Origin of the sequence: Spirillospora sp. NPDC048823 (assembly GCF_043198445.1) — a bacterium.
In the GTDB taxonomy this organism is placed as follows: Bacteria; Actinomycetota; Actinomycetes; order Streptosporangiales; family Streptosporangiaceae; genus Spirillospora.
Genome location: NZ_JBICUT010000010.1, coordinates 44,687 through 70,077 on the forward strand (window position 1 = coordinate 44,687; position 25,391 = coordinate 70,077).

A 25,391-nucleotide genomic window follows, 5' to 3' on the forward strand; every position below is an offset into this window, starting at 1 on the left:
CGCTCCCGGTGGATCAGAAGGGGGGTACCTCGTCGTCGGCCTCGCCGAGACCGTCGAACGGGTCGCGGGCCGGCCCGGAACGCGCCGCCGCGCGCGGGGATGCCTCGGCGGGACGCGTGGCCCAGGCGGGGAACGGGAACTCCACGGCCAGCGGCACCGGCAGCTCCGGCTGCCCGACGAACATCGTCCCGGGCTTGGCGATCGTGGCCCGCGCCCGCGCCGCCGGCGGCAGCCAGCCGTACTCGCCCCGGGACGCCTCCGCCGCGTCCAGCCGCCCCGCCACCCGCACCGCGCAGTTCGCGACGATGCGGCGCTCGACCTCCGACGCCGTCTGCTGCGCCCCGATGAGGATCACCCCGAGCGACCGGCCCCGTTCCGCGACGTCCAGCAGGATCTCCTTGATCGGTGAGTCGCCCTCGCGCGGCGCGTACTTGTTCAGCTCGTCCAGCACCACGAACAGCAGCGGCCGCGCGCTGCCCGTGCTCTCCTTGCGCGCGAACTCGCCGCGCAGCACCACCCCGACGACGAACCGCTGCGCCCGCTCGGGCAGGTTGTGCAGATCCACCACGGTGACCTGCGCGTCGGTGTCGATCGACCTGCCGCTCCTCGCGGGCAGGTCGCCCCGCACGATCGGCGACAGCGGACGCACCGACGAACGGAGCCGCCGCAGGAACGCGTTGACGGTGCCGAGCCCCATCAGCTGCGCGCCCCAGGCGCGGCGGGTGTCCTCGTCCGTCAGGGTCTCCTCGATGAACCTCACCAGGTCCTCGTAGGTGCGGCAGACCTGCCCGCCGTCCCCCAGGCGTACCGCCCCGCCGCCTCCGACGGGCTCGGCGTCACGGGCGAGCCTCGCCGCGACCTGCCCGACCAGAATCGTGTACTGCGCCCGCTCGTCCTCGGTGTCGGCGAACACGTAGCGCAGCAGTTCCTCTCGGCAGAACTCGGCGAGCGTCCAGTAGAACGGGCTGACGTCCTGGGTGCGGGCCGTCACGTGCGGCGTCCCGTTCGGGTCACCGGGCCGGGGCGGCGCGAACACGTGGACGCTCTCGAACGGCCCCGGCCGCAGACCGAGCCGCCGGTACGCCGCCCGCGCGTTCTCGTCCAGCCGGTTGTTGGCGTGGTCGAGGAAGAGCAGATCCTCGCCCTTCACCGAGAAGATCAGCGCCTTCGTGTTGTGCGCCTCCGCGCCCAGCGCCCCCGAGTTGAAGATCGAGTACAGCAGGAACGTGGCGAACGACGTCTTGGTCGCCACCCCGGAGATCCCGGAGATGGAGACGTGTGCGCCGCGCGTCCCGTCCAGGAACTCCAGGTTGACGTGGATGGGCTCCCCGTCGCGTCCGAGCCCGACCGGTACCCGCCGCTCCATCACGTCGAAGTACAGCGCCCGCTCCCGGTCCAGCGCGCCCGCCCGGCGCGCCTGCGTGCCGGGCAGCGGCGGCACGTACACCTCGGGCTCGACCCGCGTCACCGTGACCTCGGCCGACTCGACCACCGCCGCGGGCAGCACCCCCTGCGCGATGAGGAACACGTCCGAGTCGTAGGCGGCGCCCTCATGCCGGGCCTCCACGTTCGTGACGACCCCGGCGATCAGCACCTCGCCCCGGCCGGGCACCTCCCGCCGCGCGGCGATCACCTCGTCCAGCTGGACGACCGTCCCGGGCTCCAGCCCCACCCAGAACGACAGCGGCGTCGCCGACTGCGTCCCCAGCACCCGCCCGACGACCGGCCCGCGCTCAGCGGTCTCACCCATACACCCCACCCAGGCCACACGAATCCCACCAGCTCACCGCAGGCTATACACACCCTCCGACCACCGGAGGACCTTCTCCGAAGACCACAATCCGCCAGGCTGGTTCTAGGGGGTGAGGTCGCGGATCGTGGTGCAGGCCCGGGTGGCCATGGTGAGGAACATGGCGTCGCCGCGTTCGGTCTGGGTGCCGTAGGCGCAGCCCAGGACGGTGATGAGGGGGGCCTGCAGGAGGGCGAAGCGGTAGTCGTCCCAGCAGAGGTCCAGGGGGTAGTCGGTGACGCCGTGGGCCAGGAGGGCGTCGTGGTAGCGGGCGACGAGGTCGCGTTCGTGGGCGCGGCGGTCTTCGGTGGTGAGGCTGGTGGCCAGGAAGTAGGACAGGTCGCGGGCGGGGAGGCCGATGGTGAGGGTCTGCCAGTCGACGGTGGTCGCGGTGGTGCCGTCCGGGGGGAAGAGCAGGTTGTCCAGGCGGTAGTCGCCGTGGACGAGGCCGAAGCGTTCGGGGCGGGCCAGCAGCCAGGGGCCGATGGTCTCGGTGGTCCGGCGGAGGGTGTCCTGGTCGGCGGGGTGGAGGCGGTCGGCGAAGCGGCCGATGAACGTTTCGACGGCGGGGGCGTAGACCTCGGCGAGGGTGGAGGCGTCGGTCTCGGTGTTGTGGTGCAGGCCGTCGACGGCCAGGAGTGTTTCGTCGCACCAGCGGGGGCCGTGGAGGCCGGCCAGGGCGCGCATGCAGTCGTGGGCCCGGCCGGGTGAGCAGCCGGCCAGCTGGTCGCCCTGGGCCGCCGGGGAGAGGTCCTCCAGGAGGAGGACGAAGTCGAACGTTTCCGGGTCGATCGCGGCGTGGTGGCAGTGCGGGGTGCGGATCGTGACGGTTTCGGCGATCTCGCGGTAGAAGAGCAGTTCGGTGCGGTAGGCGCCGCCGAGGAGGGCGCGGGCGGCGGGGTCGGCGGCGGGGAGTTTCGCGATCAGGCGGGTGGGGGCCTCGCCGGTCAGGGTCAGTCGGAAGCAGGAGCCGATCTGGCCGGTGCCTATGGGCTCCACATCGACCTCGTCGATCCTGGTGTTCAGGACTTCGGTGAGCCGGGCGGGGGTCAGGTCCTCCCGCGCGGCGATGATCTTCATGAGCGGCCCGGGTTGCGGGGGTGGGCGGCGCGGCCGGGTGGGCGGACGCGGCGGTAGGCGTCGAGGATCGGGGCGAGTTCGGCGGGGGTCGCGCCGTGCAGGATGACGCCGTCGGCGCCCGCGGTGAACTGGTCGAGGACGCGGGCCGCGCACTGGCCGGGGGTTCCGGTGGCGGAGGCGGCGAGCCATTCGTCCGGGATCAGGCCGGCCACGTGGTGCAGGTCGCCGGCCGTTCCGATCGCGTCGAACGCACCGGGGTAGCCGGTGACGAGGTCGTCGGCGCGGAAGCGGGCCAGGACGGCGGGGTCCCAGCCGTTGACGCGTACCAGGAGGTCGCCGTACCCCTGCAGGTAGGTGGCGAGGCGGCCGACGAGTTTGCGCAGCCGCAGCTCCTCGTCGAGGTGGTCGCCGACCGTGGCCAGGACGGACCAGACGCGGACGGACGCGGGGTCGCGGCCCGCTTCGAGCGCCCCGCGGCGGATGGTCGCGACGGCCTTGGCGAGGGTCTCGTCGGTGAAGAAGGTGTGCAGGACGACGCCGTCGGCGACGCGGCCGGCGAACTCCAGGGTCCGCTCGCCCATCGCGGTCAGGATGATCGGGATGTCCTCGTCGAACGACGGGTCCTGGACGAGGTAGGGGAAGTTCCCGGCGGGGCCGTCGTGGCCGGCCACCGCCTCGCCGCGCCAGAGGCGCCGCAGGACGCCGGTGACGTCGTCGAGCTGCGCGGTGGTGACGCGGGGCAGGCCCATGACGTCGAAGAGCATGTCGAAGCCGCGGCCGAGGCCGAGCGCGAAGCGGCCGCCGGAGAGGCGGTGCATGGTCGTCGCGAAGGTGGCGGTCAGCAGGGGGTGCCGGGTGTTGTGGTTGGTGGCGGCGGTCGCGATGCCGATCCGTTCGCTGACGGCGGCGGCGGCGCCGGAGAGGGTGGCCGCCTCCTTGGTCGCGAACCGTTCGGACAGGAAGACCGAGCCGAGGCCCAGGCGTTCGCCCTCGGCGACCTCGGCGAGCAGGTCGCGGGGTGTGGCCGAATGGCCGGCCAGACCATAGAAGCCCAGTTCCGGAAGGTCGTCCATGGGCTGTTCCTCGGTTCAGGGGGCGTCGGCCCGGCCGCTTCGCGAATAAGCGGACTTTAGTCTGGACAGTTGTCCAGATCAAGGTGGGGGCGGGAGCGTGCCGTAGACCGTCAGCCAGATCGAGCGGGCCAGGGTGCGGGCGATCCGGTCGTCGCCGGGGCCCTCGTCGTGGTGGCAGTGCGCCTGGATGGTCCGTTCCACCATCCAGATCAGGCCGGGCGGGCCGGCCCAACCTGTTCGACATCATCTGAGCCGGGACGGTTCGTCCGGCCCAGGCCGCGGTGAAGCGGGTGCCGCCGGGGCGTTCGCGGCGACGGCGATGCTCAAGGCGAGCAGGGGCAGCAGCGTGATCAGGCCGAAGGTGATCAGGCGGATGCCGTAGTCGTTCACCACCGCGCCGACCCCGCAAGTGGTCAGGGCCGCTATCAGAATGGGACGCAGCGTCGGCCATTCTCGTTGGGCCGCGTCGAGGTAGGGCGGCGAGAAGCGGTGCGGCCATGCCAAGGCCAGGATCAGGAGGATCAGGACGGCCGCCGTTCCCCAGGCCAGGGGGCCGCCCGACAGGGAACTCAGGGCGTAGCCGGCTTTGCGTTCGATGAGCTGCCACGCCTGCCCTTCGAGGATTTCCTGGATGAAGCGTCCGGCGTGGGTGCGGGAGTCGGGAGGGCGCGTCCAGTCGGCGACTCCCACGGCGGCGACCACCGCCACGGCCGCGGCGGCGACGGCGAGGAGGCGCAGCGGGGTCAGCCGTATCCCGGCGACGGCGAAGGCCAGGACGGCGACTCCGGGGATCAGGGCGAGGCCGCCGCCGACGTCGGCTCCCCAGGCGGGCCAGGTGTCGACGGCCACCGCCACGGCGCCGACGGCGACCACGGAGGCGGTGGCGGCGCGGTGGCGTCCGCGGGAGGTCAACTCGGCCGCCGTCGTCCCGGCCAGCACGAGGGCGGCGACGGCGAAGACGGCGAAGGTCGAGTTGCCGAAACCGTAGTAGCGCCCGCCGTACAGGGCGGACGGGCCGAACGGGCTGGCGCGGTGCAGGAGCGTGCCGCTCGCGGCGTCCACCACGAGGACGGTGAAGGTCAGGAGACTGACGGCCAGAGGCACCCGCCAGAGCGGACGTGCGGGCAGCAGCCGGATCGGGACCGTCGCCACGGCTGCGGTGGCCGCCAGGGCGAGCAGGAGGGTCGCGTCGGGGAACGGGCCGTGCCACCACCGCGTCAGCGACACCAGGTACATCGACACCGGCAGCACCGAGAACACGAGCGCCGCGCGGAGGAATCGGCGCCTCCACGCACTCGGGCGGCGCCACGCGTCCGGGCGGCGCCACGCGATCCCGGCCGCGATGTAGAGGGCGAGTTGTGCGCCTGCGACGACGAGCAGGAGTGTCCCGGCCCAGCGCCGCAGCGTCTGGTCGGTGGTGGTGACGGCGCCCAGTTCGTGGACGGTCCTGTTCGAGTCGGTGGGGCGTGTCCGGCCGAGGGAGATCGGGGCGCCGCTGAACTCGGCGGGTTCGGGCGCGCCGACCGCGTCCAGGAGGGTGCTGGGGACGTCGAGGAGGCGCACCACCCCGCCCCAGCGGGTCGAGGCGACGGTGAGCAGAGCCGGGCGGGGCGCCGTCGCGGGGCCGCTGACCATGCTGACCGCGAGATGCGGGGTGCCGCCCGGTGGTTCGGTGACGCCCTGCACCACGACGGTGCCGCCGGCGGGGACGCGTTCCAGGACGCGGCCCGCGTACGCGTCGACCTTCGCCAGGGAGTCGAGCCGGCCGGAGCCGGATTCGACGACCTGCCCGGCGTCGACGACGGTGACGGGGCAGTCGAGTGCGGCGGAGCCGACGGCGGGGCTGTAGCGTTCGACGGTTCCGTCCGGGCGGGCCAGCGCGATGGCGGCGCCGGGGCCGACGGCGGTTTCGCATCCGTCGTGTTCCGACAGTGCCCTGCCGAGTTCTCCCGGGCGCGGTGAGAACTCGGAGCGGCGCTGGGCGTCGACGAGCCGGTCCCACCGGTCGACGCGTGCTCCGCCGCCGGTGTCCCGCACGGGTGGGAGCGGGACGCATTCGTGGTCGTCGGTGCGGGGTCCCGCGGCGGCCTGTCCCGCCGACAGCGACAGCCAGCCGTCGGACGCGCAGGCGGGGCCGCCGGTGGTGCGGACCGTCGCGGCGCCGGCGGCGGCGCCGCCGGTGAGGAGGTGCCACAGGTGCGGGGTCTGGTCCGCGCGGATGTCGCCCCACGCCAGCCCGGCGACGCCGATGACGACGACCGGCGCGCGGACGGGACGGACGCCGGTGTCCGGGCGTTCCGCGATCTGCAGGGCGGCCGAGCCGATGACGAGGCTGAGGAGCACGGCACACCATGCCACCGCGATGCCGCTGCGCCCTCGAAAGCTGTCGGTCATGTCGGCCCGGGATCGGTCACCGGCGTCCGGACCGGCGGCCCGGGGAAGAGCTGCCTCAAGCCGACCCCTCGCTGCCGGGCGCGGCGGTCGTGCGCCAGAGGACGTGGCGTTTCAGCCGGTGGCCGTCGCCGACGAGAGGATGGTCGAAGTCACCGGCGGGATCGCGGGTCATGCCGATGCGTGTCATGACGGCCTGTGATCTGAGATTGGTGGTGCTGGTGAAGGAGACCACCTCGTCCAGGTGGAAGTCGTCGAACGCGGCGCGAAGGGCGCGGCGGGCGGCTTCGGCGGCGTAGCCGCGGCCCCAGGCGGAGCGGGCGAGCCGCCAGCCGATCTCCACGGCGGGGACGAAGTGCGCCTGGAAACGCACGACGGCCAGGCCCGTCATCCCGATGAATCGGCCCGTGCCGGCGACTTCCAGAGCCCAGAGGCCGAAGCCCTCTTCGTCGAATCGGGTCTCGATCCGGTCGATGAGGGCGTCGCTTTCACGGCGGGTCAAAGGGGCCGGGAAATGCTCCATGACCTCGGGGTCGGCATTGAGCGCGGCGAAAGGCTCCCGGTCGCCGTCCTCCCAGCGACGCAGAACCAGCCGGCTCGTCCTTAGAGTTCGAGGCACCCGCCGATCTTACGTCCCGTGTCCATTGCGCCTCCATCCATTCCAGGCAGCCGCTTGAAACGGTTATGGCAGCCGTCACCGGACGGAGCAGCGCTGCTGTTCCTGGATGCGGATCAGGTTGCCGGCCGGGTCGCGGACGGCGCAGTCGCGGACGCCGTACGGCTGATCGGTCGGCTCCTGGACGATCTCCGCGCCGCCGGCCCGCAGCCGCTCGAAGGCGCCGTCCAGGTCGGCGGTGGCCAGATTCCCGCCATAACCGGCGTCGCCGCGGACCTCGAAGCCGAGGACGTCGCGGTAGAAGGCCAGGGAGGCGTCCGGGTCGTCGTGCGGGAGAAAGCTCGAATGAATGGTGAATTCCATGGCCGTCACGCTAGGCGGGGGCCACCGGCCGGCGCTTCTCGATTCCTGATCGGCCGGGTCACCTGTTTCGCGACGCACGGCGGCATCCCCGCCGTCGCTTGAGCGCCCTCGGCCCGGAAGACGCTCGGCGGCACACCGACCAGTTCGGTGAAGCGCGTGCTGAAGGTGCCCAGCGACTGGCAGCCGACCTCGAAGCAGACGTCGGTGACGCTGAGGTCGCCGCGGCGCAGCAGCGCCATCGCCCGCTCGATGCGCCGCGTCATCAGGTAGGAGTACGGCGACTCGCCGTAGGCCTGGCGGAACCGGCGGCTGAGGTGCCCGGACGACATGTTCACGCCGCGGGCGAGGGCCTCCACGTCCAGCGGCCGCGCGTACTCGCGGTCGATCCGGTCGCGGACGCGGCGCAGCCGCGCGAGGTCGCTCAACTGCGGCGCCGAGGCGGATCTGCTGGTCACATCCCACATCGTACGTCGCACCGGCGCCGCCCCCGCGCCCGTCGCGGATCACCCACTGCGCGCTGTGCCGGTGAGGAGGTGGCGGAGGGCGGTGGGGGTTCGCCCCAGGTGGGCGCGGACGGTGCGGGTCAGGTGGGCCTGGTCGGCGAAGCCGAGGTCGGGGCGCTGGGGGCGTCCAGGCCCGAGTTCCAGCCCGGCGAGGGCGAGTGGACGGTCCTCACCGACCCCGAGGGGCATCCCCTCTGCATCGCCGAAGGCTGACGGTCCACGCCGGGCACCGATGAGCTCGCGCGTCCGGCCGGGTCGTATTCGGCGGACACCCAGCGGCAGGAGGATGCCATGAGCGATCACCGGCGGCCCACGGAGGGCGGACGTGCCGGGCACGCACTCGACGTCGCCCGCGTCATCGACGCCCCACCGGACGCGATCTTCTACGCGTTCATCGCGCTGTACGACAGCAGGCGGCCGGAGTGGGTGACCGACTCCCGGCTCGATCTGCGGTGCGGCGGACGCTGGTCGGTGGCGTTCCAGGTGCCGGACGGCCCGGCGTTCAGCGAGGAGCGCGTGATCACGGCGCTGGAGTGCCCCCACCGGCTCGCCTACGACATGGCGGCGGTGTTCGACGACGAGGCCGGCTTCGACACCACGGTCGAGGTCACGATCGAGGCCGCGGAGGACGGCCATCGGATCCGCCTGATGCAGCGCGGGTTTCCCACGGCGGCCACCCGCGACGAGTTCGCGGCGGCCTGGCCGGACGTGCTCGGCGAACTGGCCCGCCGGCTTTCGTGACCGGCCGCGGCGTACTCGACCCTCGGCGTGGAGCCGAGCGCCTCGGCCGGTGCGTGTGTCGAGTCTGTTCCGGAGTCGCAGGACGTCTACGACGCTGACCGCCACGACACACTGCGGAGGACGCCATGGCGAACGCTCCCCACGACCCGGCCACCGCGCCGGTCGCCCGCCCGCCCGTCGTCGACCCGGCCACCTGGCAGCCCGGAACGAGCTCCTGGTCCGCGAAAAGGCCCACACCCGCGAGGGCGACGCTCTCGCCGCCGCCCGTGCCGGTTGCCGATGGTGGAGTTCGACGGGACGGCCGAGGTCGTCGGACCCGTCTCGTTCGCCGTCCTGACCACGGGCCCGTGGGACGAGGTGGCCCCCTTCGTCGAGTTCATGGGCTGCACCCAGCCCGGTACTCGGTGCGCGACGTGGACGCGCCGGTCGGCGGGGACATGGGGTACCTCACCTGCCGGTGTCGCCGGGGTTGGCGGGCCGGTCGTAGGTGAGGAACGCGGCGCCGCTGCCGAGCACGGTGTGGTCGGTCAGCTCCCAGGTGCGCGGGTCGAACGCGGCCGTGCGGGAGAACAGCGGGATCCCGGTGCCGATGGTCAGCGGGCCCACCTTGAGGATGAGCCGGTCGATCTCGCCGTACAGGGCGCCGGCGAGTTCTCCGCCTCCGACCAGCCAGACGTCCTTGCCATGCTCCCGCTTGAGTTCCCGCACCTTCTCGGCCGGATCGGTGGAGACGACCTCGACGGCGGGGTCGGGGCTCTCGGCGAGGGTCCGGGAGAAGACCAGGTGCCGCAGGTGGGGGTATGCGTCGGTGAGCCCGGCCTTCAGGCCGATCTCGTAGCAGCGGCGCCCTTCCACGACGGTGTCGAAGCACGTGCCCTCGGCGGTGACCGACAGGGCCGCGCGGGCCGGGCCGGGGAGGGTCTCGGGGTAGTTGGCCACGAGGTGCTCGATGTAGTCGGCGGGGATGGGCCAGAAGCCGTCCGGGCCGGTGGGGTCGGCGCCGTCCGGGCCGGCGATGAAGCCGTCGAGGGTGGTGGCGATGTAGTACACGAGCTTTCGCATGAAGACGTCTCCTAATGACTGCAACCGTAGTACTCTGCTCGAAGTGTTTTGAACATAGTACTGCACTTGCAGTGGTGTCAACGTTCCTCGTGGAGGCTCCCATGCGGCAGAACCCGGCCCGGCGCACCGCCCTCCTCGACGCCGCCATCGACGTCCTGGCCGGCGAGGGCTCACGCGGCCTGACGCTGCGCGCCATCGACAAGCGGGCGGGCGTGCCGACCGGCACCGCCTCCAACTACTTCGCCAACCGCGACGATCTGCTCACCCAGGTGATGCGCCGCACCCGCGAGCGCCTCACCCCCGACCCCGAGGCGCTCGCCGAGACCATGAAGCAGGCGCCGTCCCACGAGCTGGTCGCGGAACTCATGCGCCAGCTGCTGACCCGGATGCGCGGCGACCGCGCCGGCAACCTCGCCATGCTGGAACTGCGCCTGGAGGCCACCCGCCGCGCCGACCTGGACGCCGAGCTCAGCGGCTTCCTCACCGAGGAGAACCGGGAGATCGTCGACTACCACGTGAACGCCGGACTGCCCGGCGACCGCACCGGCGTCGCCCTGCTCTACTTCGCCATGTCCGGACTGATCCTGGACGACCTCACCGCCCCCGCCCTCCTGGAGTCCTCCTCGACCGACGACCTCATCGAGCAGATGGTGAACCGCCTCCTCCGCTGAACCCTTGCGGAAGAAGTGTCCGACGTGGCGCCGGGGGGCGCGGGACGCGAAAGCCCCCGGCCCGTGCGGTTCACGGTTCGGGGGCTCTGCTCGGTCCGTTCAGGCCAGGTCCAGGGCGCCGTCCTTCACGCGGCCCGTGAACGCCTCCCAAGCACCGGCTCCGAACATCAACTTCGGCCCGTCCGGGTCCTTCGAGTCCCGCACCGCCACCGAGGCCGCCGCCCTCAAGTCCGCCACCTCGACGCAGGCGCCACCGGACGAGTCACTGCGACTGCTCTTGCGCCATCGGATGACGTTGGTGTTCCCCATGGTCACAACTCCTCTATCACCGATCTGATGATGCGCACGGACTCTTCGGCCGAGTACGCCGTCGCCCTCACTTGATCAAAGAGTACGACAAGCTCATCAAGATCACGTGGGGCCTCGATCAGCCTGCCATGACCTCCCGCCGCGTCAACGAAGCCGACGTCGGGTCGATCGTCCAAGCTCATGAGGACAATCCCTCCGGCCTGAAAAACCGGCGCGTCAGCAGGGAAGATCTGCAGCGTGACGTGTTGCAGATCTGCAAGATCAAGCAGGTACTGGAGTTGTCCGCGCATCACCTCGGCACCCGCAGCCACGCTTCTGACTGCGGTCTCACCCAGGACGATCAGCAACCACGGAGGATGCTCCTTCTCAAAGATCACCTTCCGCGCCATCCTCGCCGCGAGGAGCTCGTCGATCTTCTCCTGACGATGGCCGACATTGAGTACCTTCCGGGCATACTCCTCCGTCTGGAGCAGGCCAGGGATGAGGAGAGGTTCGAAGAGCCTCATGTAGGTCGCGTCTGGCTCGACCTCGATGAACGGGCGGAACCCAGGCGGCAGGACGTGTATGTGATCAAGCTGCTGGTTCCAGGTCCAAAGGCGATGGAACGTCCCATTCGTCTCGAAGAAGGAGTCGCAATCCTTGGCGAAGTCCTCGGATGGCGCGCTCTTACCTGACTCGATCTGCCCGATCCACTGTGGCGTGTACCCGAGCCTCTCGGCCGCCTGTGGCCGAGACAAACCGGACGCTTCACGATAACGACGCAATTCCACACCGAAGTACTCGGCGGGCGAGGACGGAACGCCTGGATCGCGGGGGCGACGAGGCACAGGGACCTCCAAGGAATCGAAAGCGGGGGTGACTTTCTGACGACGCAAGAGCCCTTTCCTATGCGTGGGCTTCTCGCTCTTCCCGAAGATATCCGATCACAGCAAGATGGGAAGCGATAACGGAGAGAAATCGACCTGAAGGCTCGGACTCATCATGGACACGCCCGTCAACCCCGCTGACCAGGCGTTGGATCAGCTCCGCCAGGACTTCAAAGGACATCGGATCTGGCGCGCGACACGCTACGACGGCAAGCTCGGCGACTGGGTCGCCACTCTGCACGATCCAAAGGCCGGCGTAGAACCAACCCTTGTACGCAACAGCGCAGAAGAACTTCGCAGGGCGCTAACCCTCGAACTCAATCGCGTAACCAATCGACCCACGAGCCAGCCCAGTAGGTGGGACCGATGGTAATGCGATGGAACCAGCCCCAAGGCCGCTCTACCTCGGAACCCACTTCCTCTGTGACGACTCATCTCGACAGGCTCTCAACCGAAGTCACCCGGGAAGGTTGGCAAGCACTCCCCCGCTACGACGGGCCGCGTCCACTTCTCCGCGTGTTCGATCCCGCCGTGCCCCATTTCGGCGAAAGCATCGGCCTCGTCCGGGAATCGACGTCCCGCACATGGTGGTACCAGTCGAGCGCGGGCGAGAACCTGGCCCCGTACCACCGGCCGGGACTCGCGGCCACGAGGATCACCCGCATCCTGACGCCGTTCGTCACCGCCGCCCTCGCCGCACGGACCCACCAGGAAACGGCGATCGACGCGACCTGCCCCGACATCCCCTCCATGGCGGACCCCTCTCACGCAGTGACCATCGCCGAACTGCAACAGCGGTTCCACGGCGTCGTCTGCTGGTGGGGCATCTCCACCAAGGAGTGGTGGGCACTCATCCCCGGCGGGACGCAATGGAAGATCGTCAACGCACCCGACCCTGACGACCTCATCCAGGCCGTCCTCAAGGCGCGGCGGAACGGGTGACGCACAAGCCGCCGCGCGGCCGGGAGGTGCCCCTCGACTCCCCGCCGCGCGGCTCCCACTCGCCCAGGTGACATCATCCGATAGATCGAGGAGGGCCGGGGCCTGCCCTTGATGAGCGGCGTCCAGGCCGGCACCGCCTACCGCCCGCCGGACGGCGGCGGTGGTCGGTGGCTACCTCAGATGCCGGGTGAGGAACCGGGCCGCGGCGTCCCCCGCGAACTGCGGGACGCCGGTGTGCCCGCCCATGTTGGCGTTCAGCGTCTTCTCCTTGGCGCCGAAGGCGTCGAACAGGTCCAGAGCGGCCTGCCGGTCGTTTCCTTCGTCGTCCCACTGCAGCAGGACATGCAGCGGGATGGTGACCTGCCGGGCCTCCTCGAACATGATGCGGGGCACGAAGCTCCCGGCGTACAGAACGGCGGCCGAGATGCGCGGCTCGACCACCGCCAGCCGCACGCCGATGGAGATCACTCCCCCCGAGTACCCGACCGGGCCGCCGATCTCGGGCAGCGACAGGAGGGCGTCCAGGGCGGCCTGCCATTCCGGGACCGCCTTCTCGACCAGCGGCAGGACGAGCCGGTCGACGATCTCCTCGCCGACCGGCTCGCCGGCCTCCAGCGCCCGGCGCAGGTCGGCGCGGGCCTGTTCGACGGCGGCCCAACGGGGCCGGTCACCGCCTCCGGGGAGTTCGATCGTGGCCGCGGCGAAGCCGTGCTCCGCCGTGTCCCGGGCCCGCGCCACCAGCCGGGGGCGCATCTTGTTCAGTCCGCCGGGGTGGCCGACCAGGATCAGCGGCGCCGGTGCGGATGCGGAGGCGGATGCGGGCGTCCACAGGATGCCGGGGATCTCGCCGAGGGTGAAGTCGCGTTCGAGGACGCCGTCGTCGAGGCGCTGCTCGGAGGTGAACTGCATGGTCGTGCCTTTCGGGAGTGCACTTGAACGGCGCTCCCGGACGACGACCTATCGCCCGACCGTGACCCCGGAGGGGAGCACCCATGTCGAAACGTTCACGGGTACCACCTCCTCGGTTGCCGGCACGGCCTCCGGCAAGGTAGCAGTGGCCGCCATGGTCCGCCAACGGTTTTTTGCGCATCACGTCCGCCGTCCGCGGTCGCCGTCGTGCGCCTACCGCTCCCGGACGGTGTAGGTCAGGTGCGTCACCCTCGGGGAGGGCTCCGCGCGGACCTGCTCCAGGGCCACGCGGCCCGCGTCCACGCCCTCGAACAGGCGGATTCCGGAGCCGAACAGCACCGGTGAGAGCGCGATCGAGAACTCGTCGATCAGGCCGGCGTTCACATACTCCAGGATCGTCGCGCCGCCGCCCGCGATGCGGACGGCGCGGTCACCGGCGGCCTCGCGTGCCTGGTCGAGCGCGAACTGGTCAGTTGAGGATCGCGCCCCTGGTCAGGGGCCGGTTGCAGAACTTCGCGCAGAGTCCTGGACGCAGCGCGAAGAACGCGAACGTGACGCGCGGTCAGCCGGAGGCGGGGCGTGGGCGTCCCAGGGTGTCGGCCAGGTGGACGAGCATCGCGGCGAACGTCACCGTCCAGACGGTGAGGGCCACCCAGATCTCCGTCTCACCGATGACCCGGACGATGGGAAGGTTGTCGGCGGTGCCGAGGTAGTGGCCGGCGAGGCCGTACATGCCGAGGGGGAACACCACGCTCCACAGCGTCGCGTCGTAGCGCAGCGGGACCCGGTGGGTGATGTGGCGCCACCAGCCGGCGGCGACCAGCGGCGGGATCAGCCAGGTGCCGAACGCCCACACCACGACGGACGTGCCGGCGATCAGGCCGCGGGTGGCGGTGACCATCGGAGTGTCGGCCATCTGCACGATCCGGGCGCCGGCGAGGACGGTGATCGCGGTCGCGCCCATCGCCACCCAGTACGGCGGGGTGAGGTCGGCCGGGCGCAGCGGGTACAGGAGCATGCGGGCGGCGACGAACACGCCGACCCCCGCGTAGAGGAACATCCCGACCGACCAGGACCCCACCGCCAGCACGGACAGCTCGTGGCGGCCGAAACCGACCACCGGTTCCAGGACGGACGCGAGCACCGCGACGGACTGGCTGGCCACCACCCAGATGAACCAGGTTCCGTTCGCCCCCGCCACGACCGGGCGTTCGGCGTGCCCGAGCACCGCCGTCCACGGGACCACGTAGCCGAGGACGACCCAGGCCAGGAAGCCGACGACGAGCAGCGCGAACGCGGTCGTCTCGTGGTCGGCGGCGACCAGGCGGGTGCCGAGGACGTTCGTGGCGGCGACGAACGTGAAGAACCCGAAACCGCGTCTCGGGTCGGTGAACTCCGTCTTCAGCTCGGCGCGGAAGGCGACGGCCCGCCAGGCGGTCAGGACGACCAGGACGGCGTAGCCCGCCGCGGCGAGCCACAGCAGCACGGTGGAGAGAGTGGTGAGGCCGTGGGTGGAGACCCCGATCGACAGGATCCCGGTGCCCATGACGAACGCGAAATAGCCCGGGTTGAGCGTGGCCACCGCCTGTTTCGCCGCGTCGAAATGGGCACCGGCGCGGCTGAGAATCACCTCAGTACCGTACTCCGATCTTCCGCCACTTCCGTCCCCCGGTTCCTGGTTCCGGGGGCGGCGTCGCCCGCTTGGAGCGGTAGACGACGAACGGCCGCCACAGGTACCACACCGGGTAGCTCCACGCATGCACGAGCCGCGTGAACGGCCACACCAGGAACAACGCCCAGGCCGCGACGGCGTGGACCTGGAAGATGAGTGGCGCCTGCAGCGCGACGGCGACATCGGGGTCGCCGGTGAACAGGTCCCGGAACCAGATCGAGATCGTCTCGCGGTACTCGTGGTCGAGCGGCACGTTGAACGCCGTCGTGGCGATGCCGAGCGCGACCATGATGCCGAGGAGGACGAGCGCCACCCAGTCGACGGGGCTCGTCGTGGCGCGGACGCGCGGGGCGAACAGGCGGCGGGACGCGAGGATTCCCATGCCGATGAGCACCAGGACCGCGGCGATCAGACCCGCGACGGCGGAGAACAGGTGGTAGGTGTGCGAGGAGACGCCGACGGCCGCCGTCCACTCCCGGGGGACCAGGATGCCGAGGACATGGCCGCCGATCGCCGCGAACGTCCCGTAGTGGAACAGCGGCGCGCCCCATTTCAGCCAGCCGCGTTCCTGGAGTTCGGTCGAGTAGCTCGTCCATCCGTACTGGTCGTAGCGCCAGCGCCAGATGTGGCCGACGATGAACACCACCATCGCGATGTAGGGCAGGATGACCCACCAGAAGTACGACCAGGCGGTGATCACGGGCGTGTCCTTTGTCCGGTGAGGTACTCGGGTGGGGCGAACGGCTCCAGGCCGACGTCCTCGGCGGGCGGTCCCTTCTCCCATGCCTGGCGGATGAGGGTGAGGTCCCGGCGGCCCGGCTTGGGGAGGCGTGCGCGTACCGCGTCCACGACGTGGGCGTAGGGGGTGCCCGCCTCGTCCAGTGCGCGGTGCAGGAGTTCGACGTCGGCTCGGTGGCCGCGCAGGAGCTTCTCGCCGCGGGGGGTGAGCGCGGCGAAGTCGAGGACGAGCGGCAGGTAGTCGGGTAGCTCTTCCTCGGACGGGGCGAATCCGGCGGACCGGTAGGCCGTTTTGAACGTGAGCATCGCCATGCCGCGCTTGCGGGTGTCGCCGTAGCGGTAGTAGGTGAGGTAGAGCGCGCAGCGGCGGCGCAGGTCGAACGTTTCCACGTAGTGCTGCGCGACCTCGGTGGGCGGGGTCGCGCGCAGCCAGGCCAGGAAGCTCGCGAACGCCTCGGCCGACGGTTTGGGAGATGTCGCGGCCGCGGCCGCGTCCAGGTGGCCGAGGCCCTGGAAGAGGGACGTCGTCGGGTACTGGAGCAGGAGCGAGGCCAGCTTGTACGGGTTGACGGCGTCCCGGGTCATGACTCGTCCGCTTCCGGGAACAGGCCCGGGGCGCTGCCCCGTCCGTCCCAGCCGAGCAGGTTGAAGCGTGTGCTGCCGTCGCCGGCGCGGAACCGGTGGCTGCCGCCGGGCTCGCCCGCGGGATGGAACGACTCGACCGAACCGGGCGGCGGGCCCGTGCCGCCCATGCCGGGGCCGCCCTCGCCGTCGAGGCTGCAGAAGAGCTGCTCGTGCTGGGCCTGGAGGCGTCCGGCGTCCTCGGCGTGCGCCATCGGGATGACGTAGCGGTCGTCGTACTTGGCGATGGCGAGGAGGCGGTAGAGGTCGTCCAGCTCGTCCAGGTCGGAGCCGACCGACGCCGGCAGGTCGTCGGCCACGTCGAGGCCGAGCTGACCCGCGCGCATGACGGCCCGGACGGCGGCGAGCTTGCGCAGGACCGTCCGGACGGTCTCCGCCTTGCCCGCGGTGAACAGGTTCGCGAGGTACTCGACGGGGATGCGGAGAGCGTCGATGGTGGCGAAGACCCGGTCGGGGTCGGTCTCGTCGTAGCCGGCGGCGTGGACGACGTCCGCGACCGGTGACAGCGGCGGGATGTACCAGACCATCGGCAGCGTCCGGTACTCCGGATGCAGCGGCAGCGCCACCCGGTGCCGCACCGCGAGGGAGTAGACCGGGGACCGCTTGGCGGCGTCGATCCAGTCGGCGGGGATGCCCGCGCGGGCCGCTTCTACCTGGACGTCCGGGTCGTGCGGGTCGAGGAAGACGCCGAGCTGTGCCTCGTAGAGGTCTTGTTCGTCGGGGGTCGCGGCAGCTTCCGTGACCTTGTCGGCGTCGTAGAGGACCAGGCCGAGGTAGCGGAGGCGGCCCACGCACGTCTCCGAGCAGATCGTCGGCTGGCCCGCCTCGATGCGCGGATAGCAGAGGGTGCACTTCTCGGCCTTGCCGGTGCGGTGATTGAAGTACACCTTCTTGTAGGGGCAGCCCGACACGCAGTACCGCCAGCCCCGGCAGCGGTCCTGGTCGACCAGGACGATGCCGTCCTCCTCCCGCTTGTACATCGCGCCCGACGGGCAGGACGCCACACACGACGGGTTGAGGCAGTGCTCGCAGATGCGCGGCAGGTAGAACATGAACACCTGCTCGAACTCCATCTTGACGCGGTCTTCGAGTCCCGCGAGGTCCGGGTCGGTGGCGGCGTGCTCACCGGAGCCGGCGAGGTCGTCGTCCCAGTTGCTGCCCCAGCTCATGTCCATCTTGCGGCCGGTGAGGGCGGAGATCGAGTGCGCGCTGGGGTTCTCCGTGCCGAGCGGGGCGTTGATCACCGTCTGGTAGTCGTAGGTCCACGGGTCGCCGTAGTCGTCGATCGGCGGGAGATCCGGGTTGTAGAAGATGGACAGGAGCTTGCGGAGGCGTCCGCCGGCCCTGAGCTGGAGGCGGCCCTTGCCGTCGAGTTTCCAGCCGCCCTTCCACTGTTCCTGGTCCTCGTAGCGTCTCGGGTAGCCGAGGCCCGGTTTCGTTTCGACGTTGTTGAAATAGATGTATTCGGTGCCCGGCCGGTTGGTCCACGTCTGCTTGCAGGTGACCGAGCAGGTGTGGCAGCCGATGCACTTGTCGAGGTTCATCACCATCGCCGTCTGGGCCATCACCCGCATCAGAACCGCACCTCCTGGGGCCGCTTGCGGATCACGGTGATCTCGTCCCGCTGGTTGCCGGTAGGCCCGTGATAGTTGAACGCGAACGTCAGCTGGCCGTATCCGCCGATCATGTGGGTCGGCTTGATCACCAGCCGGGTGAGGGAGTTGTCCGAGCCGCCGTGCCAGCCGGAGATCTCCGAACGCGGCGTCATCAGGTGCCGGTCCTTGGCGTGGTACATGAAGACCGTGCCCTGCGGCATCCGGTGCGTGACGACCGCCCGGCAGACGACCACGCCGTTGCGGTTGTACGCCTCGATCCACTCGTTGTCGCGGACACCGATCCGCTCGGCGTCCAGGGGGCTCATCCAGATCACCGGGCCGCCGCGGAACAGCCGCAGCATGTGCAGGTTGTCCTGGTACTCCGAATGGATCGACCATTTCGAGTGGGGCGTGAGGTAGCGGACGGTGATCTCCGGGCGGCCGTCCTCGCGGAGGCCCTGCTCACCGAAATGGCGGACGTAGTCGAGCGGCGGGCGGTAGGTGGGGAGCGCCTCTCCGTATTCGTGTATCCAGTCGTGGTCGAGGAAGAAATGCATCCGGCCTGTGAGGGTGTGCCACGGCTTCTTGCGTTCGACGTTCACGACGAACGGGGAGTAGCGGCGCCCGCCCGTTTCGCTGCCCGACCATTCCGGGCTCGTGATGACCGACCGCGGCTGTATCTGGGTGTCGCGGAAGGAGATGCGCTCGCCGGCGCGTTCTTCGGCGAGGTCGGCCAGGGTGGTGCCCGTTCGCCGTTCCAGGGCCTTCCAGCCTTGGAGGGCGACCTGCCCGTTCGTGCTGCCCGACAGCGCCAGGATCGCCTCGGCCAGGTGCACGTCGCGTTCCAGGGACGGGCGGCCGTCGGCGACGCCGCCGCGTACCGCGCCGTTCGCCCGGCGCAGGTGGTCGACGGCGCCGGAGGGGACCACGGTGACGCCCTTGGTGGTGGTGCCCAGGGTGTCGACCAGCGGGCCCAGCGCGGCCATCTTCGCCGCCACGGCCGTGAAGTCGCGTTCGATGGTGACGAGCTTCGGCATGTTCTGGCCCGGCACCGGCTCGCCGTCGCCCGCGGCCCAGTCGCGTACCCGGCCGCCCGGCTGCGCCGTCTCGTCGGGGGTGTCGTGCGTCAGCGGGGCGGCGAGCACGTCGGTGCGGGTGCCGAGATGGGTTCCGGCCAGCCTGGAGAACTCCTCGGCGATGAGGCGGAACGCGTCGAAGTCGGTGCGGGCCTCCCACGGCGGCGCGATGGCCGGGTTGAACGAGTGCACGAACGGGTGCATGTCCGTGGTGGAGATGTCGTGCTTCTCGTACCAGGTCGCCGCCGGCAGGACTATGTCGGCGTACGTGCATGAGCTGGTCATGCGGAAGTCGATGGTGGTGAGCAGGTCGAGCTTGCCCCGCGGCGCCTCGTCCCGCCACGTCACCTCCGCCGGGCGGAGTCCGGGCGGCGACTCGTCCGCGCGGACGGCGTCGTCGGTTCCCAGAAGGTGGCGCATGAAGTACTCCATGCCCTTGCCCGAGGAGCCGAGGACGTTCGCGCGCCAGATCGTCATCACCCGCGGCCAGTTCTCCGGGGCGTCGGGGTCCTCGCCGGCGAAGCGCAGACGGCCCTGTTTCAGTTCGTCGACCACGTGGTCGGCGACCGTCCGTCCCGCGCGGGCGGCCTCATCGGCGAGGTCGAGGGGGTTGCGGTCGAACGCCGGATGCGACGGCGTCCAGCCGAGGCGGGACGCCTGCGCCATGCAGTCGGCGAAACCGCGGCCCTCGAACAGGCCCCGGCCGAGCGGGCTCGACAGCTCCCCCGCGCCGAAGCTCTCATACCGCCACTGGTCGGTGTGCAGGTAGAAGAACGAGGTGCCGGTCATGTGCCGGGTGGGACGCTGCCAGTCCAGCGCGAACGCCGTCGTCTGCCAGCCCGTCAGCGGGCGGACCTTCTCCTGCCCGACGTAGTGCGCCCAGCCGCCTCCGTTCACGCCCTGGCAGCCGCACAGCATCGTGAGCGTGAAGAACGTCCGGTAGATCTGGTCGGAGTGGTACCAGTGGTTCGTCCCGGCGCCCATGCAGATCATCGACCGGCCCCGGGACAGCTCGGCGTTGCGGGCGAACTCGCGGGCGACGCGGGTCGCGGCGGCGGCCGGGACCGAGGTGATCCTCTCCTGCCAGGCGGGCGTGTAGGGCTGGCCGGCGTCGTCATAGCCCGTGGGCCACTCGCCGGGCAGGCCGTCGCGGTGGACGGCGTACTGGGCCATGAGCAGGTCGAAGACGGTCGTCACGAGGCGTCCGGCCATCCGGGTCGCGGGGACGCCGCGCCGGATCGCGCCGCCGCCTTCCGTGTCGCCGATGTCGAAGCGCGGCAGGTCCACCGGGACGGCGTCGTCGTGGCGGCCGTAGAGGGAGAGGGCGGGGTCGGTCTCGCCGAGGTCGAGGTTCCAGCGGCCTTCGCCGGAAGGGGTGAAGCGGTGGCCCAGCGTCCCGTTCGGGGCGACGGGTTCGCCGGTCCGGGCGTCGAGGAGGACGGGTTTGTGAGGGGCGCCTTCGTTCTCGTCGCCCAGGTCGGCGGCGGTCAGGAAACCGTCCGGTACGTAAGCGTCGCCGTGTCGCTTGAGCGTTACCAGGAACGGCAGGTCCGTGTAGGTCTTGACGTACTCGGTGAAGTACGGCACCTGGCGGTCGCGGAAGAACTCCGTCAGGACGACGTGGCCCATCGCCATGGCGAGAGCCCCGTCCGTGCCGGGCCGCGCGGCCAGCCAGTCGTCGGCGAACTTGGTGTGGTCGGAGAAGTCCGGGGAGACGACCACGACCTTCTGGCCCTTGTAGCGCGCCTCCACCATGAAATGCGCGTCCGGCGTGCGGGTGATCGGCAGGTTCGTGCCCCAGATCATCAGGTAGGACGAGTTCCACCAGTCGCCGGATTCGGGGACGTCGGTCTGGTCACCGAACACCTGCGGTGACGCGATCGGCATATCCGCGTACCAGTCGTAGAACGACAGGATCGTCCCGCCGATCATCGACAGGAACCGGGTGCCCGCCGAGTACGACACCTGCGACATCGCCGGAATCGGGGAGAACCCGACCACCCGGTCGGGGCCGTACGTTTTGACCGTGTGCACGTGCGCGGCGGCGATCAGCTCGGAGACCTCCGGCCACGTCGAGCGGACGAAGCCGCCCTTGCCCCGCGCCTTCTTGTAGCGGCCGGCGCGCTCCGGATCGGCGGTGAGCTCCGCCCACGCGTCCACCGGGTCCCGGAGCCGGTCCCGTGCCTCCCGCCACATCTCCAGCAGCGGGCCCCGCACATACGGGTAGCGGACCCGGGACGGCGAGTAGGTGTACCAGGAGAAGGACGCGCCGCGCGGGCAGCCCCGCGGCTCGTACTCGGGCGAGTCCGGGCCGACCGACGGATAGTCCGTCTGCTGGGTCTCCCACGTGATGATCCCGTCCTTGACGAAGACCTTCCACGAACACGACCCGGTGCAGTTCACCCCGTGGGTGGACCGCACCTCCTTGTCATGGCGCCAGCGCTCCCGGTAGAACTCCTCCGCACCTCGCCCGTCGCTCCGGTGCACCTCGCGGTGATCCTCCGAGGGCGTGCCCGGAACGAAGAACTGCGCCCGGCGCAGCAGCTTCTCCACCGGCTCACCGCCGGGCAGCAGCGGCGCCAGCAACTCTCGCCCGCCCGCCTTCCGGTCACCGCCGTCCGTCTCCTGCACTCTCGACTCGGCCACGGGTGCCCTATGCCCGGCCGTCCCCGTTGAACTCGGCGGCGCAGGACGGCATGGGAAGGACGTTACGAATGCCCGGCCGGCATTACCCGGCCTCTGCGCCGCGGTTACCGTCTCCGACGGCGTGGACGGGGGTCAGCGGGGCGGGACCATGGCGACCGGGCACTGCGCGTGGTGGATGACCCCGTGGCCGGTGGACCCGAGCCGCGGCGCGTTCCAGCGGCGTTCGTGGGCGCCCGCCACGATCAGGCGGGCGTCGCGCGATGGGCCGGTCAGCGCGGTCACCGGATGCTTCAGGACGACCTCGTCGGCGACCTCCACCTGCGGATGCCCGCGCCGGTGCGGGTCGCAGGCCGCGGCCATCCGCTCCCGCAGTTCCCGGCCGGCCCCCTCCTCTTCCTCGGCCGTGTAGCCGGCGTCGATGAGCGTCGTGGGCATCTGCCACGCGTGCACGATCCGCAGCCGCGCGCCCCGGACCGCCGCGGCGTCGAAGGCGTAGTCGAGGACCGCGTCCGTGCCCCGCCGCAGGTCGACGCCCGCGACGACCTCGCCGCGATCGGTGACGTCCCCGCGCACGATCACGACCGGGACGGTGGAGCGGGAGGCGACCCACAGGCTCGTCGACCCCAGCAGCAGGCTGGCGAACCCGCCCCGGCCGCGGCTGCCCAGCACCAGTTCGAACGCGTCCTCCGACTGCTGCCGCAGGGCGTCCGGCGTCTCCTCGGCGAGCAGCGCGGTCGACGTCTCCAGGTCCGGCCACCGCTCGCGGACGCGCGCCGCCGCCTCCTCCAGGAGCGCGTTCCCCACGCGGGCCAGGCGCTCGGCCTTCTCGGGCGGCGCGAACAATGGCACCTTGAACGGCCAGCTCTCCACGGCGTGCACGATGCGCAGTGGACGCCGGCGCAGGACGGCTTCGGCGGCGGCCCACTCCACGGCACGGTCCGACTCACCGGACCCGTCGGTGCCGACGACGATCGGTTCGGACATCGCGCCCTCCTTCTCGTAGACCCCTCAATGCGACAGTCCCCATCCGGGCGGCTCTAACTCACGCCGGCGCAAGAGAGGCCGTCCGGCTCGGCGTGGAGTGACCAAGGTCCCTAATGGGACGTGCGCTGATCGCCCACGCTGGATGGTGGCAGGACATCCCGGTCGAAGGAGGCCCACGTTGCCTGGCACCGCCCCGGAGCAGTTCGACATCCAGTTCACCACCATCAACGACGTGGCGCCGGACGACGTGGAACGCGCCCGCGAAGCCGTCGCCCGCGCGCTCGCCCACACGCGGCTCCCGGTCCTGTACGCGAAGGTCACGCTCAACGTGCTGCGGGACCCCGCCGTGCCGCGTCCCAACCTGGTCTCGGTCCGGGTCGACCTCAACGGCCGGCCGGTCAACGCCTACGCCGCCGCCACCACGATGCCCGAGGCCGTCGGCCTCGCCGGCGCCCGGCTGCGCGCACGCGTCGACCACATGGCCGGGTACTGGGAGGCGCGCCGCAGGCCGCACCGCCGCACCACCACGACCGGGGGCACCGCCACCGTGCCCGCCGCGCGGCACGACGAGTCGAAGGAACTCCACGATGCCTAGGCAGATCACCACCGCGTCCGCGGGACTTTCCGTCCCGGTACTGGAGCACCGCATCGCGGTACTGGAACGGCGTGTCGCGCTGCTGACCGACGCGATCCGCACGCTGGCCGCCGCCCTGGAGGGCAATCCGCTCGACCCGCCGGACGGCGGCGGCACGACGCGGGCGGCGCGGGAGGCCCACGAGCTGCTCCTGCTCGGCGACTGACACCGGAGCGAGGCACCGAGCGTGAGAGAGGAGGAGCCCATGAAGATGCCGACGCGCGCGGACCGCTGGCGCCGCACCTTCGGCTTCGACGCCAACGACATGCGCCGGGACGTGGACCGGACCCAATGGAGGTTCGGCCTCTTCCTGCTCGCGCTCTTCCTCGTCGTCACCCCGCCTCTCAGCGTCCACACCGCGCAGGCCGTCCACGACTCCGGCAAGCGGAACGAACGGCATGAGTCGGACGTCTGGCACCGGGTGTACGCCACCGTCGTGAAGGCCGAACAGCTGCGGGGCGGCCGGCAGGTCACCGTGACCTGGACCGAGCCGGACGGGACGCGGCGTACCGGCGACCTCACCACCTGGAGCCGCGTCCGCGCCGGAGACCGGGTCCGGGCCTGGGTGGGACCCGGCCGCGTCTCGTTCATGCCGCCCAACTCGCACACGCAGACGGTCCTCAACACGGTGGCGGCGGGCACCGGCGTCGTCCTGGCGACGGGGCTGCCGCTGTTCGGCCTGTACGGGCTCGTGCGGCGGCGGTGCGACCGGCGCCGCGACCGGCTCTGGGACGCCGCGTGGGCCCGTCTCGACAACCACCGCATCGGTCCCTGAACGCGGGCCGCGGCTCGGCCGCCGGCCTGCGCGGGTGAGGGCTGCGGGACGATCGCGACTTGGCACAGCACGAGATCCAGCCCGCGCAAGAAGAAAGGTGAAGGAAGTCCTGCGTCGCTTAGGCGACGTCACAAGGTGCACGGTGCGTGGTGCGTGGTGCCACTTCTCCGTGCCGTTCGACGGGCTTCCTTCACCCACTGACAGTGAACCTCGGAAACTCCGGCCACCCAAGGGACGAACGTCCCTTTTCCACAAGATTTACCCGGTTACCGGGGGTCGGGGCGTCGTGTTCACGGCCGGGACGCCTCTTCGGGCTTCGGGTGGGCGGCGACCAGCTCGGTGTCGACGCCGAGGTGCCCGATCTTGGTCGCGCCGCCGGGCGTGCCGAGCGGCGCGTCCAGGCCGGGCAGCGTGTCGGTGAAGAACCGGGCGTTGTCGTCCCGGTACGGCTCCAGCGACGCGGGCAGATCGTCCTCGTAATAGATCGCCTCCACCGGGCAGACCGGCTCGCACGCACCGCAGTCGACGCACTCGTCGGGGTGGATGTACAGCGCGCGCTCCCCCTCGTAGATGCAGTCGACCGGGCACTCGTCCACGCAGGCGCGGTCCATCACGTCGATGCACGGTTCACCGATCACGTACGTCACGGCAGTCTCCTCGGTCGGCCCGTTGTCTCGTCCTCCATTTTGCACTACTCTCCTTGTATAAACAATCGACGGTTGTGTTTATTAGTGGGAGTGGGTCGATGACCGAGACGGCACAGGGAGACCGCGGCGCCTCCGCCGTGCCCCCGCTGACCCGCCTGCTCGCCCGCGCACTGCGCGCTCTCGGGCAGGCCGGACACGCCGAGGACGCCAGCCGCCTGGCCGCCGACGGCTGGGTCGCGCTCCGCGGAGCGCACCCCGCCGAGGCCGAGCGGCTGAACGGCGTCCTGCACTACCTGGCCCGCCTGCCCAATGCCCCCGCGGGGCAGGCGGGCCGGCCGGCCGACCATGCGAAGGAGATCACCATGCCCAGCGAGGACCGCCAGCTCGACGTCCGCACCGAGGTGCCCAGGCGCCGCCACGACCTCATCTTCGAGACCTACTCCGCACTCGGCGCCGGAGAGGGCTTCGTGCTCGTCAACGACCACGACCCGAAGCCGCTCTACTACCAGTTCGCCGCCGAGCACGAAGGCGAGTTCAGCTGGGACTACCTGGAGCAGGGCCCCGAGACCTGGCGGGTGCGCATCGGCCGCCCCGTGCAGAACGCCGCCGGCTGAGGCGGACCGCGATGGGGCCGGTCATCTGATCGGACGTGGCGGCGGGCGGATCC

The 25,391-nt window shown here is 71.0% G+C and carries 27 protein-coding genes and 1 pseudogene; 8 read left to right on the plus strand and 20 right to left on the minus strand.

Annotation, left to right across the window (positions count from 1 at the left end; all coding sequences use genetic code 11):
- Positions 1 to 13 precede the first annotated feature (13 nt).
- From ACGFK0_RS22750 to ACGFK0_RS22785, 8 genes are all read right to left on the minus strand, one after another.
- Complete coding sequence (locus tag ACGFK0_RS22750) at positions 14 to 1,750, minus strand: ATP-binding protein (protein ID WP_392907727.1); 1,737 nt, start codon at positions 1,748 to 1,750, stop codon at positions 14 to 16.
- A 105-nt stretch (positions 1,751 to 1,855) separates the two neighbouring features.
- Positions 1,856 to 2,869, minus strand: a complete 1,014-nt coding sequence (locus ACGFK0_RS22755) for an oxidoreductase family protein (protein ID WP_392907729.1) — start codon at positions 2,867 to 2,869, stop codon at positions 1,856 to 1,858.
- Positions 2,866 to 3,942, minus strand: coding sequence for a TIGR03857 family LLM class F420-dependent oxidoreductase (locus ACGFK0_RS22760; protein ID WP_392907733.1), 1,077 nt, complete (start codon positions 3,940 to 3,942; stop codon positions 2,866 to 2,868). Before ACGFK0_RS22760 ends, ACGFK0_RS22755 begins: the two co-directional genes overlap by 4 nt.
- 78 nt (positions 3,943 to 4,020) lie before the next feature.
- Positions 4,021 to 4,146, minus strand: a complete 126-nt coding sequence (locus ACGFK0_RS22765) for a hypothetical protein (protein ID WP_392907735.1) — start codon at positions 4,144 to 4,146, stop codon at positions 4,021 to 4,023.
- A gap of 39 nt (positions 4,147 to 4,185) precedes the next feature.
- A complete protein-coding gene (locus ACGFK0_RS22770; protein ID WP_392907738.1) occupies positions 4,186 to 6,336 on the minus strand; it encodes a hypothetical protein in 2,151 nt (716 codons plus the stop codon).
- Between the two features lie 55 nt (positions 6,337 to 6,391).
- The gene (locus tag ACGFK0_RS22775) at positions 6,392 to 6,952 is read right to left on the minus strand and encodes a GNAT family N-acetyltransferase (protein WP_392907740.1); all 561 of its coding nucleotides are present in this window, start codon (positions 6,950 to 6,952) and stop codon (positions 6,392 to 6,394) included.
- 75 nt (positions 6,953 to 7,027) lie between these two features.
- On the minus strand, positions 7,028 to 7,312 hold the full coding sequence (locus ACGFK0_RS22780; protein WP_392907743.1) for a VOC family protein: 285 nt from the start codon (positions 7,310 to 7,312) through the stop codon (positions 7,028 to 7,030).
- Positions 7,313 to 7,317: 5 nt separating this feature from the next.
- Positions 7,318 to 7,776 carry a helix-turn-helix transcriptional regulator gene (locus ACGFK0_RS22785; protein WP_392907746.1) on the minus strand — a complete coding sequence of 153 codons (459 nt, stop codon included), beginning with the start codon at positions 7,774 to 7,776 and terminating at the stop codon, positions 7,318 to 7,320.
- 99 nt (positions 7,777 to 7,875) lie between these two features.
- Between ACGFK0_RS22785 and ACGFK0_RS22790 the strand changes: the two genes are divergently transcribed.
- The gene (locus tag ACGFK0_RS22790; protein WP_392907748.1) at positions 7,876 to 8,028 is read left to right on the plus strand and encodes a VOC family protein; all 153 of its coding nucleotides are present in this window, start codon (positions 7,876 to 7,878) and stop codon (positions 8,026 to 8,028) included.
- Positions 8,029 to 8,106: 78 nt separating this feature from the next.
- Positions 8,107 to 8,556 (plus strand): SRPBCC domain-containing protein, encoded by a 450-nt coding sequence (locus ACGFK0_RS22795; RefSeq protein ID WP_392907751.1) that lies wholly within the window; start codon positions 8,107 to 8,109, stop codon positions 8,554 to 8,556.
- 447 nt (positions 8,557 to 9,003) lie between these two features.
- On the opposite strand, the gene ACGFK0_RS22800 is transcribed toward ACGFK0_RS22795, so the two are convergent.
- Positions 9,004 to 9,618 carry a dihydrofolate reductase family protein gene (locus ACGFK0_RS22800; protein ID WP_392907753.1) on the minus strand — a complete coding sequence of 205 codons (615 nt, stop codon included), beginning with the start codon at positions 9,616 to 9,618 and terminating at the stop codon, positions 9,004 to 9,006.
- Between the two features lie 101 nt (positions 9,619 to 9,719).
- Between ACGFK0_RS22800 and ACGFK0_RS22805 the strand changes: the two genes are divergently transcribed.
- A complete protein-coding gene (locus tag ACGFK0_RS22805; protein WP_392907756.1) occupies positions 9,720 to 10,289 on the plus strand; it encodes a TetR/AcrR family transcriptional regulator in 570 nt (189 codons plus the stop codon).
- Between the two features lie 99 nt (positions 10,290 to 10,388).
- Here the strand turns inward: ACGFK0_RS22805 and ACGFK0_RS22810 are convergent, their stop codons facing one another.
- Together ACGFK0_RS22810 and ACGFK0_RS22815 are read right to left on the minus strand one after the other, a co-directional pair.
- Positions 10,389 to 10,598: a DUF397 domain-containing protein gene (locus ACGFK0_RS22810; RefSeq protein ID WP_392907758.1), complete on the minus strand. Its 210-nt coding sequence runs from the start codon at positions 10,596 to 10,598 to the stop codon at positions 10,389 to 10,391.
- A gap of 2 nt (positions 10,599 to 10,600) precedes the next feature.
- Positions 10,601 to 11,425 carry a helix-turn-helix domain-containing protein gene (locus ACGFK0_RS22815; protein WP_392907760.1) on the minus strand — a complete coding sequence of 275 codons (825 nt, stop codon included), beginning with the start codon at positions 11,423 to 11,425 and terminating at the stop codon, positions 10,601 to 10,603.
- A gap of 555 nt (positions 11,426 to 11,980) precedes the next feature.
- On the opposite strand from ACGFK0_RS22815, the gene ACGFK0_RS22820 reads away from it, so the two are divergent.
- Positions 11,981 to 12,406: a hypothetical protein gene (locus tag ACGFK0_RS22820; RefSeq protein WP_392907762.1), complete on the plus strand. Its 426-nt coding sequence runs from the start codon at positions 11,981 to 11,983 to the stop codon at positions 12,404 to 12,406.
- A 171-nt stretch (positions 12,407 to 12,577) separates the two neighbouring features.
- Here ACGFK0_RS22820 and ACGFK0_RS22825 read toward each other — a convergent pair whose 3' ends face one another.
- The 8 genes and pseudogenes from ACGFK0_RS22825 to ACGFK0_RS22860 all read right to left on the minus strand — a co-directional run bounded on the left by ACGFK0_RS22825 (position 12,578) and on the right by ACGFK0_RS22860 (position 22,668).
- A complete protein-coding gene (locus tag ACGFK0_RS22825; RefSeq protein WP_392907764.1) occupies positions 12,578 to 13,315 on the minus strand; it encodes an alpha/beta hydrolase in 738 nt (245 codons plus the stop codon).
- Between the two features lie 213 nt (positions 13,316 to 13,528).
- A pseudogene (locus tag ACGFK0_RS22830) lies at positions 13,529 to 13,762 on the minus strand (dihydrofolate reductase family protein); the annotation flags it as partial.
- Positions 13,763 to 13,877: 115 nt separating this feature from the next.
- Positions 13,878 to 14,945: a tellurite resistance/C4-dicarboxylate transporter family protein gene (locus tag ACGFK0_RS22835; RefSeq protein WP_392907766.1), complete on the minus strand. Its 1,068-nt coding sequence runs from the start codon at positions 14,943 to 14,945 to the stop codon at positions 13,878 to 13,880.
- Between the two features lies 1 nt (position 14,946).
- Positions 14,947 to 15,687: a respiratory nitrate reductase subunit gamma gene (gene narI, locus ACGFK0_RS22840; protein WP_392907768.1), complete on the minus strand. Its 741-nt coding sequence runs from the start codon at positions 15,685 to 15,687 to the stop codon at positions 14,947 to 14,949.
- A complete protein-coding gene (gene narJ, locus ACGFK0_RS22845; RefSeq protein ID WP_392907770.1) occupies positions 15,684 to 16,310 on the minus strand; it encodes a nitrate reductase molybdenum cofactor assembly chaperone in 627 nt (208 codons plus the stop codon). The genes narI and narJ overlap by 4 nt, the downstream gene beginning before the upstream one ends.
- The gene (gene narH, locus ACGFK0_RS22850) at positions 16,307 to 17,941 is read right to left on the minus strand and encodes a nitrate reductase subunit beta (RefSeq protein ID WP_392907773.1); all 1,635 of its coding nucleotides are present in this window, start codon (positions 17,939 to 17,941) and stop codon (positions 16,307 to 16,309) included. Before narH ends, narJ begins: the two co-directional genes overlap by 4 nt.
- Complete coding sequence (locus ACGFK0_RS22855) at positions 17,941 to 21,621, minus strand: nitrate reductase subunit alpha (RefSeq protein ID WP_392908264.1); 3,681 nt, start codon at positions 21,619 to 21,621, stop codon at positions 17,941 to 17,943. Before ACGFK0_RS22855 ends, narH begins: the two co-directional genes overlap by 1 nt.
- Before the next feature lie 195 nt (positions 21,622 to 21,816).
- The gene (locus ACGFK0_RS22860; RefSeq protein ID WP_392907776.1) at positions 21,817 to 22,668 is read right to left on the minus strand and encodes a universal stress protein; all 852 of its coding nucleotides are present in this window, start codon (positions 22,666 to 22,668) and stop codon (positions 21,817 to 21,819) included.
- 178 nt (positions 22,669 to 22,846) lie between these two features.
- On the opposite strand from ACGFK0_RS22860, the gene ACGFK0_RS22865 reads away from it, so the two are divergent.
- From ACGFK0_RS22865 to ACGFK0_RS22875, 3 genes are read left to right on the plus strand one after another with little or no spacing between them, the layout of a single operon-like run.
- Positions 22,847 to 23,263, plus strand: coding sequence for a hypothetical protein (locus ACGFK0_RS22865; protein ID WP_392907778.1), 417 nt, complete (start codon positions 22,847 to 22,849; stop codon positions 23,261 to 23,263).
- Positions 23,256 to 23,468, plus strand: coding sequence for a hypothetical protein (locus ACGFK0_RS22870; RefSeq protein WP_392907780.1), 213 nt, complete (start codon positions 23,256 to 23,258; stop codon positions 23,466 to 23,468). Before ACGFK0_RS22865 ends, ACGFK0_RS22870 begins: the two co-directional genes overlap by 8 nt.
- Positions 23,469 to 23,507: 39 nt before the next feature.
- Positions 23,508 to 24,077, plus strand: a complete 570-nt coding sequence (locus tag ACGFK0_RS22875; RefSeq protein WP_392907783.1) for a hypothetical protein — start codon at positions 23,508 to 23,510, stop codon at positions 24,075 to 24,077.
- A gap of 290 nt (positions 24,078 to 24,367) precedes the next feature.
- Here ACGFK0_RS22875 and fdxA read toward each other — a convergent pair whose 3' ends face one another.
- Positions 24,368 to 24,724 (minus strand): ferredoxin, encoded by a 357-nt coding sequence (fdxA, locus tag ACGFK0_RS22880; protein ID WP_392907785.1) that lies wholly within the window; start codon positions 24,722 to 24,724, stop codon positions 24,368 to 24,370.
- Positions 24,725 to 24,822: 98 nt separating this feature from the next.
- Between fdxA and ACGFK0_RS22885 the strand changes: the two genes are divergently transcribed.
- Positions 24,823 to 25,338, plus strand: coding sequence for a DUF2249 domain-containing protein (locus ACGFK0_RS22885; protein WP_392907788.1), 516 nt, complete (start codon positions 24,823 to 24,825; stop codon positions 25,336 to 25,338).
- The last annotated feature ends 53 nt before the right edge of the window (positions 25,339 to 25,391 follow it).